This window comes from Paenibacillus sp. 1-18 (assembly GCF_000520755.1).
GTDB classification, from domain to species: Bacteria; Bacillota; Bacilli; order Paenibacillales; family Paenibacillaceae; genus Paenibacillus; species Paenibacillus brasilensis.
The window spans coordinates 1-17,320 of the sequence record NZ_ASSB01000245.1 but is presented as its reverse complement, the minus strand read 5'-3'; the positions used below and the strand labels follow the sequence as shown (position 1 = coordinate 17,320).

Genomic DNA, 17,320 nt, shown 5'->3' with positions numbered 1-17,320 from the left:
GAAAAAGCCGCAGGCTCCTCGAACGGCAGCAGCTTCGTCGGCTGGTCAAGTGTCAGGCCCGCCACCTCGGACAGCTTCGTATAGTCCTGCTTCCATGCAAGCCATTGGACGGTTTGCACCAGGAAGGTAGCATCGTCCACTTCCTTGAAGCCATCATACGTCTTCTTCGACTGTCCGTTTTCCTCACGCGCATATTTCGGCGTGGCATCTTCGACAGGTGAAGAATCACCGATGAATGCCGCCTTGCCCTGGCCTACCTTGGAAATAGCGGCAAAGGGGCCTTCGGCACGGCCTCCGCCGTTATAGACACCCTGATCTACAGCATTGCCCCATTTTTTCGTGCCTGCAGGGATATAAGCAATCCCTTTAGCCTTGTCCGGATCAATAATAGCCAGCGTAGATCCAGCATGCATTGCAATAGAGCTCACGCCCTTGGTAATACCGAAGGATTGATCCGCAGCCACAATGTCCGTCGCGTTCACGTCACCGAGCGCATTGTAGCGGAAACGAACACCAAAGTTCGTTGCCAGCCAGTCAGAGCTGGTTAAGCCCTGCATTGCCGGTGATGCAGCTTCTTCTGCTGTCATGCCTTTTGCCGGATTGGAATAGGCTCCGCGGCGATAGCCGTTCATGACCTCGGAAGAATCCCAGCGGTTTTTGTTACGGTCTGCATTATAGTGGTCGGAGATGAAAAAGACGCTGCCCCCGTTCTTCACATATTGCAGCAAAGCAGCCTGCTCGGATGCCTTAAAGGCAACATTGGCTTCACCGATGATGAACACATCATATGGACGCAGCTTGTCATACGTTATGGCCTGCTCTCCATAGGTAAAAGGAATGGAACGGTTCAACTGGTCCACGGTAAAACCAGCATTGCGCAGCCCGTCCGCAAAATCGGAGAAGGCGCCATCAATGACCCAATCCGCAGCTCCGGCTGTCTGTGCATGCGTATTATCGAACAGAACCTTTTTGCCTTTTCCATCCGGCAATGTCGTACCGGGTTGTCCCGGGGTACCAGGATCAGGCTCGCCCGGATCACCAGGGTTTCCTGGCTCGCTTCCACTCACCAGCTCCACAGCGCTCGGGCTTTTCACTCCACCAAAATTGTTGTAGGCACCAAGCGTACCCGTCACGCGGATTTTGCTGCCGATCAGCTCAGGGTGGCCTGAAAGTCCAAACTGCCCTCTGTACGCTGATGTAAGCTGTATATCCAATAGACTAGACGTATTGTGTTCATTGGCCTGATCAGCAATTAATACGTTAAAATCATTGGCAAACGGGCTGGAAAAGTTGGCCGTTTTTGATCCGGTAGCATGTCCGACGATGTAGCCTTCCACCGTCACCGTGCTTCCGCTGCTTTGGCGCTGAAGGGCTTCAGCCACTGTCAATGCCCCCTCGGCTTTAACTTGACCGAACGGAACGAAAATTCCTATAAGCAGTGATACAATCGCTGCCAGATGCAGCATTCCTTTCAAGCGTGAACCTGTGAAGCGCAAGCCTTTTGCCATACGTCAATATCCCTCCTATTATTCCATAAATGGTATTGTCCTCTATCAGATTAGCGATCTATCCTCTAATTCCTTCCTGATTTCATCCATAATTATGTAAAAATTAATTTTTTCTAGTGGGAACCTGTTGGTCTTTGTAAAAATCGAATCCTGTGGTTGACAGCGGTCACAGCATATATTATTCTAAAAAAGATATGTAGAACGGTATACGCGAATGAAGATGACGGGAGAGTCCGTCCAGGAAGCTTACAGCCTGGAGGCACCGAAGGAGCAAGACGCCAGCACCCGGCTGACGGATAATCTCTCAGGTCCATGTATCGTCATCTGACGCAACTCTGGAGAGAGCGCAAGCCACCCAAGGGGTAAGGCGGGAATGACACCGCACGAAACTCTCAGGTAACGAGGACAGAGATAAGGGAAACTTCCTTATCCTGTCCTTTTTTGCGCTCACATCGTGCGTCAGCATTAGGAACCGTCTATACGCGCAAGACGCGGCAATACCATATACTATGGTATTAGAACATACAGGGGGCCATACCATGCGTTTCAAAGATGTATTTTCCATTATCGGCCCGGCTATGACCGGACCCTCCAGCTCACATACCGCAGGCGCGGTGCGGCTCGCACGCGTTGCCCGGCACTGGCTCGGCGCACAGCCTGACCGTGCCCGCATGACACTGTACGGTTCTTTTGCCGATACGTACAAGGGCCACGGCACAGACCTGGCGCTCATCGCGGGGCTGCTCGATTACGATACGGACGACTACCGAATTCCGGATGCCGAGCAATGGGCAGAGCAAGCCGGGATGGCGGTGGAATTCGCCTTTAGCGGACTACCCGCCCCTCATCCGAACACGGTCCGCTTCGAGCTGTGGAAGGATGAGGAGCTGCGCACGCTGCTGGGTTCCTCCATTGGCGGCGGAAGCATCCATGTCCAGCAGCTCAACGAATTCCGGGTCAATCTGACCGGAGAGCTGCCCACGCTAGTGCTTCTTCACTCGGATAAGCCCGGTACATTGGGCGCGGTGACCTCAGCGCTCGGAGCGGCTGACATTAACATTGCCTATATGCACGTGGATCGCAAAAGCCGGGATGGTGAAGCACTTACCGCCATCGAAATGGACAGTCCTGCTACGCCTGAAGTGATCAAAAAGCTGCGGTCCTTACCTCATATGTACGAAATTAAAATGATCAATTTGAAAAAAGGAGCTGAATCTGATGCGATTTAGCCGTCTGCATGAAATCAGTGCTTTATGTGCGAAGGAATCCACCACGATTGGCCGTCTGATGATTCAAGAGCAGGCACAAGAGACGAACACATCGGAGGAAGAAATCTTCCGCCAAATGTCTGATTATTATGAAGTAATGAAGGAAGCCGTTCATCGTGGTCAGACACAAGACACTGTATCCCGCAGTGGATTGACGGGCGGCGACGGCAAGCGCCTGGCTGAATATTTGCGGGCAGGGGAAACCTGCTCCGGCGATGCCTCGGCGCTAGCCATGGCGTATGCCCTCTCCGTGTCGGAGGTTAATGCGTCCATGGGTCGTATTGTCGCCACGCCCACCGCAGGCTCATGCGGAGTCATCCCCGGTGTGTTCATCAGTGCACAGGAGCGATTCGGCTGGGATGACGAGCATATGGTGCGCGGCCTGTTCGCCGCTGGAGCCATCGGCTACGTGATCGCCAACAACTCCTTCATTTCCGGCGCAGAGGGAGGCTGTCAGGCTGAGATTGGCTCAGCGATCGGGATGGCCGCCGGCGCTATGGTCGAGCTGCGCGGCGGCACGCCTGAGCAGGCTATTCACGCCGTGGGCCTCGCCCTTAAAAACACGCTCGGCCTGATTTGCGACCCCGTCGCCGGACTCGTGGAGATTCCGTGCATCGTGCGCAACGGACTGGGGGCTGTCACCGCGCTTGCCGCAGCGGATATGGCCTTGGCAGGTGTGCGCAGCGCCATCCCGTCTGACGAAGTCATTGACGTGATGCTCGAGGTCGGCAGCGCGATGCCGTCAAAGCACCGCGAGACCGCCAAGGGCGGCTTGGCGCAGACGCCGACCGGCAAGCGCTTAACCGAATCGCTTACACGCAACGCATCGACCAAGAACAAAAAGTCGTAGTTTTTAAGCGCCAGTCCTCCCTCTACATTCTCCTGAAGAAAGAGGATTTACCATATTAAGAAAAGAGCAAGCATGTCGTCCCTGGACGTATGCCTGCTCTTTTTCTTTTCAGTCGGTTACAGATTACTGCACGTTCACCTGTACCTTCGTCATTTTACCTGCATATTTTACTGTAATTACGGCTTTCCCCTTGCCCTGTGCCTTAATGTTACCGTCTTTGACTGTGGCAACAATAATTCTCGACGAGGACCAGACAGCCGGTTTGGAAACATCCTGCTCCGACTCGTCCTTGTACGTAGCTGTAGCCGTCACTTTAGCCAGTTGTCCTGCCTTCAAATTCAATGTGACTTCGTCTGTTTGCAAATATTTAAGTGTATCTACATCCACGGGTACACTGATAACCTTCCCGCCGAACTTCGCCTGAATGTTGCTTTTACCATAGCTGACCGCGGTAACCTGCCCCTTCTTAACCGTAGCTACCTTGTAATTGGACGTTTTCCATTCAGCCTGGGTTGTAACGTCCTTTTCTTTGCCATCACTGGATTTAACAACAAGCGCGATGGTTTTTTGATCACCGGATTTCAGCGATAACGCGATCGCATCCGCCTCAATCTTTTGCGCTACGTCCACTTCCACTGTGAATGTAAGGTTTTGCTTGCCATAGGAAGCTGTAACGGTAGCCTTACCACTGCCATTCGCTTTGATCAAGCCCTCGCTAACCTCGACCACTTTCACATTGCTGGTCGTCCAGGTAGCATCCTTGGTTACATCTGTTTTTGCACCGCCATTCTTGACGCCAGTTACCTTCAATTGCTTCGTTTCCTGGGCACCGAGCGCAATGACCCGTGAGTCTGTTTCCAAACGGTCTACAAGGCCCACTTGAACGTTTATCGTAAATTTTTTGCCGTTGTAGGTTGCTGTAATAACCGCCTTACCGGCTGATTTACCCGTAATCGTTCCTTTGGATACAGAAGCAATGTCTTCCGCACTTGAAGTCCATTCCGCATCCTGTGTCACATCTTCCTTACGCCCGTCGGCATAAGTAGCGGTCAAAGTTGCAGTATAATCCTCATTAACATCAATCGTTGCTGTTTTGGAGGACAAAGCCAGGTCACCAGGTACATTCACGGATACCGTCGCTGTGGCTGTTTTACCGCCATACGAAGCAGTGATCGTTGCCTCACCTGTTTTATAGCCCGTTACTTCACCCTTACTGACAAATGCAATATCTTCATTGCTGGATTTCCACTCTGCCTTGCTTGTAATATCCTCTTCCGTACCTGTTACATACGTAGCAGTCAGCTTGAGCTTTTTGGTTTCCTTGGCATTCAGGCTCAGCTTGTCCTCACTCAAATCGAGATATCTGGAGGTTTCAACGTCTGTCTTGATCGAAACAGCCTTATCACCATACTTAGCGGTCACCGTAGCTGAACCCGCTCCAATCGCCATAATCGTTCCTTTATTCACCGTCGCAATTTTCTCATCACTTGATGTCCAAGTAGCCTTATCTGTGATATCAGTTACCGTTCCATCCGGGTAAACAGCGGAAACCTGTATTTTCTTGGATTCATCCAAACGGAGAAAAATATCAGATTCGCTGGCTTTCAGCTTGTTCGTTTGATCAACATCTACCGAAATTGTAGCGGACATTGTACCATATTTACCAGTAATCGTCGCCTTTCCCGCACTATAGCCGGTAATGGTGCCTTTCAGTACGTCTGCCACCGCTGCATTGCTAGAGCTCCACTCGGCAGACTCTGTAACGTCCTGTACCGTTCCATCCGGGAACGTCGCTGTCAATTTAACCTTCTGAGTTTCCTTCAACAACAGGGAAACCTCAGATGGACTAACATCCAAACGTTTAACCTGTTCCACCTGCACAGCAATCGTTACGGTCTGTTGACCGTATACGGCCTTAATATTGGCTGTCCCTGCTCCCTGAGCGGTAACCAATCCGTTAACTACGGTTGCTACCTTCTGGTTATCCGAGGTCCATGTAGCATCACCCGAAACCTGAGCTGTTGTATTATCACTGTAAGTTGCTGTCAGATCAATCTGTCCAGTGCCGCTTGAACGCAAGCTCAGGCTTTGTACACTGGATGTCAATGCCTTAACCTTTTTCGTTACATGTACCTGAACCGATTGTATTTTATCTTTATAGGTCGCAACCACAGTCGCTTCCCCTTCACCCTTGCCTGAAACTGTACCGTTGTATACCGTAGCAATAGCTGTATTGTCACTTTTCCAATCCGTGCTTACGGTTACATTTGAAGTCGTCCCATCGGTATAAATAGCCGTAGCCGTCAATGCAGCCGTATCTCCCTGTTGCACAGTTACCTCGTTAGAGGAAAGGACAATCTTGGAAAGCACCGGATCAGCCGCGTATGCGAGCCCTGCATATGATGTAAAACTTGAGATCAGGATGACCAACGCCAGAAAACCAGACCACCTATTCTTCAAAATCTAATTCCCTCCCAATTCAAAACTTAAAATCAAGGATTCCGCAAAATCCTTATACCTACGTTTTATGTCGACATATGGAAAAGAATAGTTTAGGCTTTAAAGAAAATTTGGTCCTTATTAACTAGAATCGGTACTGATCCAGATCAAGTCGTTAAATGTAACCTTACTTTTACAAGCAGCTGTAAGCTGCTGCACGAACTCTTAAATGGTGGTATTCTTCCATGTTTGGATCGAGCTGATGCATATAAACGACCGAAAACTGCTCGCTTGGATCTATAGAAACCCAAGTGCCTACTGCTCCCGTCCAGCCAAATTCTCCAATAGAGCTGTTTGCGTGCCCCGCCGCTTTATCAATCAACGTGCGCACGCCCAGTCCGTAACCATAGCCTGTATGATATGAATTCGTAAAATCGGATAACTGGGCTGTATTCAAATGATTTGTGCGCATTAAATCAATCGTTTTTCTCCCTAATAGCCTCACACCGTCTATCATCCCGCCATTCGATAGCATTTGTGAAAATGTAAGATACTCTTTAACCGTCGAATACAGACCTGCGCCTCCACTTTCATATATAGCATCTGATTGATGATATTCATCCAAGAAACCTTCTGTTTTTTCAAGTTCTCCTGTGTCTGTCCGGTGATACACGGAAGCCATCCGCGATTCAATATCCCCACGATAACGGTAACCTGTACTGTTCATGCCAAGTGGATCAAATATTTCATCCTTTAGAAATTGTCCCAATGATTTTCCTGAAATCACTTCAATGAGACCTGCAACAAGATCATGTCCATATCCGTATAACCATCGTGTTCCCGGCTCGAATGCAAGCGGAACTTTAGAAAGCGCTTTAATTTCTGTGCGCAAATCATATTTCCCCTGTCTTTCCTTTAACTCTTTAATGACTTTCTGCATAGCTTTCCCTGTTTCTGAAGACTCGGAAGCGTAAGGAAGCCCTGCGCTCATATTGAATATATGCTTAATTAAAATGGGACTATCCGCCTTATCAATGTAGGTATGTCCGTTAGGAGCAGTTTTGAATACATACGAATTACGATATTCGGGGAAATATTCATACAAAGGCTCATTCAACAAAAATTGTCCGCGTTCATACAGCATAAGTGCAGCCGTACATACAATAACCTTTGTCATGGAAAATAAGCGATACACGGTATCCTCAGTGATTGGTTTTTGAGCTTCCAGATCAGCATATCCGTAGTATCCTTCATATAACACCTGACCATTTTGTGCAATGGCACAACCACACCCTGCCGGTCCATTCGCTACGAATTGTTGCAATAGCTGATCTACCTTTTGAAAACGAGACATATTTATCCCTCCTGTTTTTCCTCAAAAGAAACAAGCTTTCCCTCGCGCTCTAATCTCCTGTTCCAACAAGCCCAACCTGATTCCTGTAAGCGCTTATTACCCATGTCATAACCACCAGATGACTTTACATTAACAGTTCTGCCACCGTGTCTTTCCAGCGATCCAGCACCGCTTCCGGCTCCTTGAGTCGGATTGTAACGCCTGTCACAATATCTGCATATTGGGCCGAATCTTCTCGGGCAGCGAATATCTGTGCCGCAAATCGCTCACGCACATGCTTGGCTCCGGGCAACATCGGCAGATGCTCCAGTGACAGCCGTACATAATGCGCCTTCCCGCCGATGAACACCGCAAGCGTTGCTTTCCCGGTGCGGATCATGTTACCTGTCGTGGTCGTCCCCGGCCATAGTGCCAGCCGCAAATTCCCCTCGTCGAGCGCAACAATCTCACCTACGCTAATCATTGCAACGTGCGGCCACTGATCCTCTGTGACCGTCAGCAGCATCATCGCTTCATGCTGCTTGTTCTCCAATGCCTTGCCATTCAACAGCGTGAACAGCTCCTTGCCGATCCTTGGTATCTGCATAAAGTATACCCCCCTTTACTTCGGCCCATATACTCAAAATACCACAATTTACATCCGGTTACGAACGATCCCGCCTCCGTTCTGCAATCAGGGGTACGTGAATCGCATTCGGAATATCCCGGGGATCGACCTTGAACGCTGATCAACTTCTGAACGATTGGACTCACAACGGGGACAAATATGCATCTGTCAGCACTCCTTTAATTTTTTTATTTTCAAACATATTTAACGCAGCATTTGGCTCAGCTTTTTCTCCCAATCGGCTACACCCAGCGGAGAATCAAGCGGCTGCGAGTAATGGCCTCGAATATCCGGTGCTACAGGTGTCGTCGCATCCAGTATCATTTTGTGAGTCATTCCTGCCGGACCAGAGCCAGGGTCAAGCGGCAAAACAGACAAGCCTGGAACTATGACAGCATCATGCTTCGGATGCAGCTTAGTGGATAAAGCCCACATGACCTGCGGCAGATTGAACGGATCGACATCCTCATCCACTACAATGACCAGCTTGAAATACCCCAGCCCATGCGGAGTCGTTAACGCACGCATCCCCACAGCCTTCGCAAAACCGCCATACCAGGTTTTCGTAGAAATAATAGCGACAAGCCCATGCGTATACATGGCATTAACGGCTACGATTTCATTAGGAAATGCATCCTTGAGCTGTTGGAACAACGGTACACTTGTATTTACACCAATCATATAGTCCGTTTCCGTCCAAGGCATTCCGATGTACAAATGCTCAAAGATAGGCTGCTTACGGTGATATACACGATTAATCTGAATGACTGGCATCGCGCGCCCACCGGAATAGTGACCTGTGAATTCACCGAATGGACCTTCATACTCCCGCTCGCCCGCTAACACTTCACCTTCCAGAATGGCCTCAGCCCCCCAAGGCAGATCCAGGTCCGCATCCTTGGCTTTAACTACACGGTAAGGCTCACCCTGAATGGCACTGCCATCTCATATTCGGATTGATCGTACAACAGTGGTGTAGAGGCAGCCGTCGTTGTCCGCCATTCCAATACGAATGGAAGCGAGCGTCTTCATGCTGCAAGGAGCAACAATCATACCGTCTATCCGGAAGGAACCGCTAGAAATACGCGCAGCCTGATCCTTGTACGAGTAAACCACATCCGCCATCATCTCCACTTCCTTGACCGTGTTGCCTGTCTCATAGGGAATGTTTGCAATAGCCCACGGAGATAACACGAGGTGGCTCTGAACCCCCGCCTCTCGTAAATGCTGTAATATACGGATACTAAAGATTGACCCCGTCGCTCCCGATATTCCTACAATGATTTTCTTCATATATTCCCCTGCTTTCACTCCATTGTTTCCGTCCTCTAACAATGCTCTGCTCTTTAGACAAGTTTATCCATTTCATCACTACCAAAAATTATACGCCTTACCTGTACTCACGAAAAATATATATAATATATGTAATGTATACTTTAAAAGTATTCACTTGAGACTGTTCAGAAATGGGAGGTACCCTAAATGGATATAAAGCATCTGCACTACTTCTGCACCATTGTGGAAGAAGGGCAAATCACGAAGGCCGCCCGAATGCTTAACATGGCTCAGCCTCCATTAAGTCAACAACTCAAAAATATGGAGGATGAGCTTGGCGTCAAGCTAATTTACCGCGAAGGAAAGAAGTGGGAGGTAACTGAGGCCGGATACGCACTATACACCCGTGCCAAGCGATTATTGGCCGAGATGGAGGATACCTGTAGAGAAATTGGTGAATTTGAAAGTAATGTCACCGGTACTCTGTCTATAGGCACTTCATCGGTCTGTATGTCACTGATTACCGGACCTCTCAGCCGCTTTCATCAGGATTACCCGGGGGTGTATATTAAAATAGGGCATGGGGACACGCATTACCTGGAAGAGCTGCTGCATCAGAATAAAGTTGATTTGGCCCTGCTCCTTCTCCCGGTAGATGACAAGTCGTACCATACGATAGAATTAGAGGAGATTCCTTTTGTTGTGGTGCTTCCTTGTGAATGGGCAGATCGTCATCCGAGTGGTGAAATTACGTTACAGGAAGTCGCCAGCTATGATCTCCTGTTAGCACGTCGAACGGAAGGACTTGGGATATACGAGACTGTGATTCGCAAATTTCAGGAGCAGCATCTTAACCCCCGTGTGGTACTGGACTGCCCTGAAATATCGACCATTCTCTCCCTTGTATCAACAGGCATGGGAATTACTATTATTCCAGACGCTGGCTTGGGACAAGAGTATGGTGACAGATTTCGCACACTATCTATTAAGGAGCCCTTCTCCTTTACCCGACCAGCCGTCGTATGGCGTAAGGATCGCTATTTGTCCAATGCAGCCCGCAAATTAATTGAACACCTGCAAGCTGGAGTTGGAAACACAAAGAAGACTGCCCCAGAGTAGAAATTCCACTCACAGAACAGTCATATATTACATAGGTACTCACTATTCAGATCAGATTATATATCCCGTCCTACTTGACTCGCTGATGTCGATACTCTGTCGGAGTCATTCCACATTTACGCCGGAATACTTGTGTAAAATGCCGCATATTCTGGTAGCCGATCCGCTCTGAGATATCAGCCAGCCGCAGGTGGGGATCACTGAGCAGCCGCTTCGCCTCCTCCATCCGCAAACAAATGACATAATCCTTATAGCCCTGTCCCGTTTTCTGCTTGAACAGTTGGCTAAAGTAGACCGGGTTCAAAAAGACGACGGAAGCTACCTTCTCTAACGACAGCTCCTCCGTAAAATGAGCCTGAATATATTGCAATGCCACATCCACCGTATGCATGCCTTTACGAAGACATTCTCCGATATCCGCTGCTGCCGCTGCAATCTCCTCCGGCGTCCTTCTTAGCCGTGCAACCTCTTCAGGTATGGAGGCAAAATTGTGGTGAACGCCTGAGCGCGTAATTTGCAGAGGCACCTTCACGTAACGTTTTAAATGGGATTCGAGTAACGTCTCCAGCCGTGCAGCCTCCGCCTCATCCCGCAGGCGTGCAATGCCCAGCAGGCTATGACGGTCGAGACTGACGACAAAGCCGCTCCCCCCTGCCTCAATAAGCTCGGATAGTACGTTTTCAATCATAAAATGCTCCAGATGCGTCTGCTTATGATCAGGTTCCATGCAAACCATAAAGAGATGAAACTCCGGATAATTTTCGATAAAGGGCTGTATATCCAGTTTTCCCGTGTCCAGTCCAAGTGCATAGCGTTGAAAAACAGCCTCACGCAAATAGACCATATTGGATTTGAGAAGCCTGCCCTCATTGGCCTGCTGCGAAGCGACAAGCGCTTCGGCAGCCAGCACATTAATACATTCCAGCAGCTTCCTTTTGCCGATTGGCTTTAACAGATAATCCTTGGCACCCAGCTTCACTGCTCTTTGCGCGTATTGGAAGTCGGAATGGGCCGAGATGACAACCCACTGTAGATGAGGATGCTTTCGCTTGGAAATGCGCATGAATTCCAGACCATCCATACCCGGCATCAGGATATCAGTCAATACAATATCCACGGAATGCTCCGCCAGAATGCCCGCTGCTTCCTCGGTGGAAGCAGCGAGATGAATGCCGCAAGTTGGCAGAGCTTGGCCAATCGTACGCCGAATCCCCTGCCGAATCATACTTTCATCGTCAGCTATCAGAATATTCATGTTTCTTCCTCCTTCTGTGGCAGAGGCACACTTACAGTGGCTGTCGTTCCGGCCCCAGGTGTACTAGAGATCCGTAGACCGTACTCCTCTCCAAACATGTGCCGTAGCCTTAAATTTAGATTTTGCAGGCCGATGCCTCCCGCCTGCCCGCTGCCCGTCTGCTTGCCGGGTTCTGCCAAAGCTACCTGAACCACCTCCCATCGTTCGTATTCCATCCCTGCACCGTTGTCGATGATGTGCAAACTTAATACACCGCCATGCTCCTCTGCCCGAACGAACAGCTTGCCACCTGTATTCGCAGGTAGCGGCTCCAGCCCATGCTTGACTGCATTTTCAATCAATGGCTGCAAGGTCATTTTCGGCAAACGGATATCCAGCCATCGCTCATCCATGCTGATGTCTACGGATACCCTGCCCTCCAGCCGGGCTTGGATGATTGTAAGGTAGTGGCTGATCTGCTCCACCTCCTCACGAAGGCTTACATCGGCCCCCTCTTCCCAATGGCTGCTGTAGCGGAACATATGGGATAAGGAGAGTACCACCTCTCCTAGCTGATCCTGCCCCTTTTCATCCAGCATCCAATAAATCATATCCAGCGTATTGTACAGAAAATGTGGATTAACCTGCGTCTGCAGCGCATGCAGCTCCGCATTTTTTTCACTGACTGATGAGATACGGACCAGCTCAATCAGTTCTGCAATCCGTCTTACCATATGGTTGAAGGAATTGGCCAACTGGTTGATTTCTTCATATGACTCTATGCTTACCGTATGACGGAAATTCCCCGTCTCTACCCGATTCATTTCACGAATGACCCGCTTGAGCGGAAGTGAAATCCCTCTGGAGACAATAGATGCAATTAACGCGGACACAATAATGAGTATAGGTGCCACAATAAGCAAGTATCTTTGATTTTGCACCAGCTCTACATTCAAATCCTCACTGGGTGTCACACTAATGACCGACCAATCCGCAAACGGCAGCTTGGAAGCGATTACAACACTTTCATTACTCCGGTTTACAATAACATCATCCTCCGCTACCTGCTGTTCCAGTCCCCGCAAATCCGGGGGAGGGTCAGAGGAAGTAGCCGATACAATCCGGTTTTCATGGCCTAACAGATATACCTGACTATTGGTACCCAGCCGCAAGTTGTGAAGAGCGGACAAAACAGAACGCGGTTCGGCTTCAAATAGAACAATCCCTATCGGTTTGTGTTCGTCCAGATCATACAACTGCCGTCCGAACGCAAATACAGGTCTGGTTTCCACTTGATCAATGACAGAGTGGGGATACACGCCCAGCCATGCGATTTTGCCTGCTGACTTTCGTATTTCCTTATACCATTCCGTATGTTCGTACTGAGTATCAATGACATTCATATAATTGCCATAGTTGTAGACCTTGCCTGTGTCCGTGATGACATGAATACCGATCAGGTCCTCCCGTGAATAATAGATAGCTCCCAAAATATTCGTAATCGTACGCTCGTTGATGTAGTTAACAGCAGGCAAATCACTGCTATCCGTCGTTAGCAAGCGAACCAAATCCATATTGTTGCTGATCGATTTGGACAGGCTGTTGTAGCTGCCGAGCAGCAAGTCGAACAGCCCTGCTGTCTGGGAGACATTTTTACGTGCCAGTTCACTGACCTTATCATGGAACTGCACCGTAGTACGGTTGTAAAATAACAGACTGACCACCAGCACAATGCCGGACATGCTTAACAGGAACAGAACAAACAAACGGTATTGAATGGATTGAAAACGGCGCGGCATACCTCTGTGCGCTCCTCTCGCCTTGGCCGACTATCCTTTAACTGCTCCCGCTACCATGCCCTTGGTAATCTTTTCGGACAAGACAAAATAAATAATAATGACTGGTAAGGCTCCCATGACCAGAAAAGCGCCAATATTGCCGTAATTTACAAAATACTGGCTGACGAATGTATAGACACCAAAAGGGAGCGTTTTGAGCTTCTCGGATGAGATAAAGGTGGCAGCCATAATGTATTCATTCCAAATGTTAATGAAGGTTAATATACACACTGTCATGATGGGTGGAATCGAAATAGGTAAGATTACACTGCGGAAAATACGATAAATGCTTGCTCCGTCAATGTAAGCGGATTCTTCAATTTCGTGAGGTATGGACCGCATAAAGCCGGATAGGATGAAGACCGCAATCGGTATCTGAAAAGCGATATAGGGTAAAATCAGCGCGAAGTACGTATTGAGAATGTGAACATTTTTAAACATCACCATCAGCGGCAGCAATGTAGCCTGCAGCGGAATCATCATTCCGATCAAAAACAAAGTCAGTACAACAGTCCCGAAGCGCCAGCGAAAACGCGTAATCGCATAAGCAGTCATCGAGCTTAATACTATGACGAACATCATCGTCGCCCCGGTCACCAGCACACTGTTTCCTAAATAACGCAAGTAGTTCCCTGCTTCATAGGCTTCCTGATAGTTGTGCCACTGGGGCACTACCGGGAGGGCAAAGAAGCTTGCGCTCAATATCTCTTCATTTGTCTTCAACGAGTAGGTCAGCAGCCAGAAGAGTGGATACAGCTGTGTGACGATTAACATCGCCAATAGAAAGAACACACCTGCTTTTTTCATAGTGTTCAATAGATCCAACTCCTTTAGCTTACCTTATTTTCGATCCGTTTGAAAACAAAATTTATCACAATTGTAAATGACAAGCAAATGACTACGAGAATCGAAGCCAATGCGCTGCCATATCCATATTTCATTGATAAAAAGGACATATTGTACATATATGTAGCTACCATATCCGTCGCATGAGCCGGGCCTCCACCTGTCATCACCCAGATCAAATCGAATGATTGCAGAGAACCGATAAAAGCTAATACCATGGATATCTTAATAATCGGCACCATGAGCGGCAGTGTGATATATCGGTCTGCTTTGAACCCTTCAGCTCCATCAATTTTGGCTGCTTCGTACAGCTCATGCGGTATATTTTGTACCCCGGTAAACTGGATTAGCAAATGATAGCCAAAATACTGCCACAACGCTACAAAATAAAGGGCGTACATCGCAATCTGCGGTTCTGTGAGCCATGAGCGTGTCCAGCTTTTCATCCCAACCGATATTAAAATACCATTCATCATTCCCCCCATGGAGGCGGGATTATAGATTGTCTTCCATAGCTGTCCTATAATGACCACCGACAGAATAACTGGCAGGAAGTACATCGTAACCAGCGTATTCGCCTTACGCACATATCGATTGAGCAAAATGGCCATTATCAGACAGAACGGGATTTCTGCCATCGAACAAACCGCGAACATCATGGTCCGCCTCACAGACGGCCAGAACACCGGATCAGCTGTAAAAATGCGTTCGAAATTAGCCAGTCCGACAAACTTCGCCTCGGCTATTCCGTTCCAATCCAGCAATCCGCAATACACGGACACCAGAATCGGCACAAAAACCATACAAGTATACAGCAGTATACAGGGTAGCACGAAAACAGTGATGGTACGTGCCGGTACCTTCAGTACATTCATGCTCCGCCTCCTTTGATTGTTTTGTGAACGTCCTTCTAGGCTGCATCGCTCTACAGGATTGATTTCCAATCAGGGAAGTAGCTCTGCTGCTCCTCCCCTGCTATTATTACTTCAGGATTTGCAAAATCCTCACTTATTTATTCGCCTCAAAAACACTCTGATGCTCCTTGGCAACCTGCACAGAATTTTCCTTTTGCACGAACAGATTTTGAATACTGCTCAGATGGGCCTGCGCAATAGCCGGATTCATCGTATTATCGAAAGCGAGGTCGCCACCCTTTACATTTTTGAATAGCTCATTCAGACTAATCGCCAATTCAGAGTAACCGGCTTCCTTCAAATCGCCTTTTATTTTCTGACCGCTGCCAATCGCGTTTTTCAAATCAAACTGAATCTTAGGCATCTCCGTAATAAAATAGTGCAGAAAATCCTTCGTCTCCTGTAAATGCTCACTGTTCGCCGATACTGCAAACGCGCTGCCTGGAGCTACTACATATTCATTCACATCCCCCTTGCCATTTACCGTTGGAAATTGAAATGCTCCCACCTTGCCTGCTACCGGTGAAGCATCAATAGACCCGGTTTCCCACGTGCCCATAATATACATCGCAGCTTTTCCTGTTTTAAAAATATTGCCACCCGCGTTATAGTCAATGGATGTAGCTCCGTCTGGGAAAGCCCCTGCCTGCACCAGTTCCTGAAATGCATCCACCGCTTCCACAAAAGCTGGGTCGTTAAAGGTCTTTTTGCCGTCCAGTACATCCTTGAGAAAATTCGGCCCTTCATTTGTGCGCAGCAAAATGTTCATAAAAAGAAGGGAGCCGGTCCAAGAATCCTTTTCTCCAATCGCAATCGGAGTAATTCCCTTCGTTTTCAGCGTCTTGACCGTTGTAATCAATTCATCAAAGGTGGTCGGCAGCTTTAGAATTCCCGCCTGCTCAAACAGCTCTTTATTATAAAACACCACTTCTATATTGTTGCCGTCAGGAAAAGCATAGAGCTTATCGTCAAAGCTATAGTAATCGAGTAGTCCATCCTGAAATGTATTCTTTAAACCCTCTTTATCAGCCACATCGTCTAACGGAGCCAGCAATCCTGCATTCACGAACGGTTTCATTTGTGCAGCCGGGTTTACAATCGTAATATCCGGTACTTCCTTCGCTGCTGCTTGCGTTTTCAGCTTCAGCTTTTGTTGATCTGTATTGAGTGAGTCCAATTCAATTTTGACATGAGGATGATCCTGCTCATATTGACTGACAATTTGCTTGATCATTTTGTAAGAGGGGGTACTCGGGTCAGGGTTAATGTTCTGGAAGGTAATCGTCACATCTTGGGTTGAAGTATCTCCTCCCTGTTTCCCTAAATTCCCCGGACTTGCGCTCTGTCCATTATTACAAGCTGCCAGCGTTAATCCCAAGGCGCTCACCACCACAACAGCAAACGCTTTCATTTCTGTTCTGCCCATAATCTTTTTCCTCCTCTTGTTGAAGCATTACGCAATTGGTCCCCTATTGGTGGACACTCAATGCCCGCTTGTTTTTTTCATTATGTTCTATATAAAAGTTGTGAACAATGCGTGAACTTAAGGAGAAGGGTTTGTTTTTTTAAGCCCTCATTTGCGTGCTTCAAAATTCATTCATATCATAACTTGCAATTTATCTCGAACACAGGCATAATATAAATAAGAATTTGATAATGATTATCATTATTGAATACAGAATATTAAACACACATAGACTTAAAGGAGGCAGGACCGCAGTGAAAGAAGTTTTCAGCAAAACCTCCCTGCATATTGATGATTATTTGGATCTTCTTAATCTTGCCGTACAAGTCGGAGATACAAAGTGGCAAAAAGAAATTACACGTAAACTTCAAGCCTTAAGTGTTCTCCAGACAGAACAAGTTGAAATAGATTAAGTGTCCCTCAGATAACACTGTACCTCTGTTCAAAATAGCTGGCAAGACACCGCTTTACGAGAACAACCAGGATACGGTAAACTTGTGTATGGACGATAAATAGATCGAATAAAATAAAAAAAGCACAGCCCTTAACGGGCCGTGCTTTTTTCTGTGCTTGGCAACGTCCTACTCTCCCAGGACCCTGCGG

13 protein-coding genes, 3 pseudogenes and 1 riboswitch are annotated in these 17,320 nt (G+C 48.0%); of the genes and pseudogenes, 4 read left to right on the top strand and 12 right to left on the bottom strand.

Annotated features, from left to right (window positions below; genetic code table 11):
• A partial coding sequence (locus tag L693_RS0115505; RefSeq protein ID WP_025718049.1) for a DUF6359 domain-containing protein occupies positions 1-1,508 on the bottom strand: 1,508 nt, incomplete at its 3' end.
• 214 nt (positions 1,509-1,722) lie between these two features.
• A riboswitch (glycine riboswitch) is annotated at positions 1,723-1,838 on the top strand.
• Between the two features lie 209 nt (positions 1,839-2,047).
• On the opposite strand from L693_RS0115505, the gene sdaAB reads away from it, so the two are divergent.
• Positions 2,048-2,737, top strand: a complete 690-nt coding sequence (gene sdaAB, locus L693_RS0115500) for an L-serine ammonia-lyase, iron-sulfur-dependent subunit beta (RefSeq protein WP_025718047.1) — start codon at positions 2,048-2,050, stop codon at positions 2,735-2,737.
• On the top strand, positions 2,727-3,626 hold the full coding sequence (gene sdaAA / locus L693_RS0115495; protein ID WP_025718045.1) for an L-serine ammonia-lyase, iron-sulfur-dependent, subunit alpha: 900 nt from the start codon (positions 2,727-2,729) through the stop codon (positions 3,624-3,626). The genes sdaAB and sdaAA overlap by 11 nt, the downstream gene beginning before the upstream one ends.
• 123 nt (positions 3,627-3,749) lie before the next feature.
• Here the strand turns inward: sdaAA and L693_RS0115490 are convergent, their stop codons facing one another.
• From L693_RS0115490 to L693_RS0115470, 5 genes and pseudogenes are all read right to left on the bottom strand, one after another.
• Positions 3,750-6,086 (bottom strand): Ig-like domain-containing protein, encoded by a 2,337-nt coding sequence (locus L693_RS0115490; protein WP_025718043.1) that lies wholly within the window; start codon positions 6,084-6,086, stop codon positions 3,750-3,752.
• A gap of 172 nt (positions 6,087-6,258) precedes the next feature.
• Positions 6,259-7,419, bottom strand: a complete 1,161-nt coding sequence (locus L693_RS0115485; RefSeq protein ID WP_025718042.1) for a serine hydrolase domain-containing protein — start codon at positions 7,417-7,419, stop codon at positions 6,259-6,261.
• A 124-nt stretch (positions 7,420-7,543) separates the two neighbouring features.
• A complete protein-coding gene (locus L693_RS0115480) occupies positions 7,544-8,005 on the bottom strand; it encodes a pyridoxamine 5'-phosphate oxidase family protein (protein WP_025718040.1) in 462 nt (153 codons plus the stop codon).
• Between the two features lie 225 nt (positions 8,006-8,230).
• A pseudogene (locus L693_RS0115475) lies at positions 8,231-9,018 on the bottom strand (UbiD family decarboxylase); the annotation flags it as partial.
• Positions 9,017-9,319: pseudogene (locus L693_RS0115470) on the bottom strand (UbiX family flavin prenyltransferase); the annotation flags it as partial. The pseudogenes L693_RS0115470 and L693_RS0115475, both read right to left, overlap by 2 nt.
• Before the next feature lie 189 nt (positions 9,320-9,508).
• Here L693_RS0115470 and L693_RS0115465 point away from each other — a divergent pair.
• Positions 9,509-10,420: a LysR family transcriptional regulator gene (locus L693_RS0115465; protein ID WP_025718038.1), complete on the top strand. Its 912-nt coding sequence runs from the start codon at positions 9,509-9,511 to the stop codon at positions 10,418-10,420.
• 70 nt (positions 10,421-10,490) lie between these two features.
• Here the strand turns inward: L693_RS0115465 and L693_RS0115460 are convergent, their stop codons facing one another.
• The 5 genes and pseudogenes from L693_RS0115460 to L693_RS0115440 all read right to left on the bottom strand — a co-directional run bounded on the left by L693_RS0115460 (position 10,491) and on the right by L693_RS0115440 (position 16,678).
• Positions 10,491-11,675 carry a response regulator gene (locus tag L693_RS0115460; protein ID WP_025718037.1) on the bottom strand — a complete coding sequence of 395 codons (1,185 nt, stop codon included), beginning with the start codon at positions 11,673-11,675 and terminating at the stop codon, positions 10,491-10,493.
• Positions 11,656-13,453 (bottom strand): annotated as a pseudogene (locus L693_RS0115455) (sensor histidine kinase). Before L693_RS0115455 ends, L693_RS0115460 begins: the two are co-directional and overlap by 20 nt.
• A gap of 30 nt (positions 13,454-13,483) precedes the next feature.
• Positions 13,484-14,308, bottom strand: coding sequence for a carbohydrate ABC transporter permease (locus tag L693_RS0115450; protein ID WP_025718035.1), 825 nt, complete (start codon positions 14,306-14,308; stop codon positions 13,484-13,486).
• 14 nt (positions 14,309-14,322) lie between these two features.
• Entirely contained in the window at positions 14,323-15,213 is an 891-nt protein-coding gene (locus L693_RS0115445; protein ID WP_025718033.1) for a carbohydrate ABC transporter permease, read from the bottom strand.
• Positions 15,214-15,346: 133 nt separating this feature from the next.
• Positions 15,347-16,678 (bottom strand): extracellular solute-binding protein, encoded by a 1,332-nt coding sequence (locus L693_RS0115440; RefSeq protein WP_025718031.1) that lies wholly within the window; start codon positions 16,676-16,678, stop codon positions 15,347-15,349.
• A gap of 293 nt (positions 16,679-16,971) precedes the next feature.
• On the opposite strand from L693_RS0115440, the gene L693_RS30645 reads away from it, so the two are divergent.
• The gene (locus L693_RS30645; RefSeq protein ID WP_167518685.1) at positions 16,972-17,130 is read left to right on the top strand and encodes a hypothetical protein; all 159 of its coding nucleotides are present in this window, start codon (positions 16,972-16,974) and stop codon (positions 17,128-17,130) included.
• A gap of 7 nt (positions 17,131-17,137) precedes the next feature.
• Here the strand turns inward: L693_RS30645 and L693_RS31500 are convergent.
• Positions 17,138-17,320 (bottom strand): hypothetical protein (locus tag L693_RS31500; RefSeq protein ID WP_231503665.1); only part of this gene is annotated, 183 nt, incomplete at its 5' end.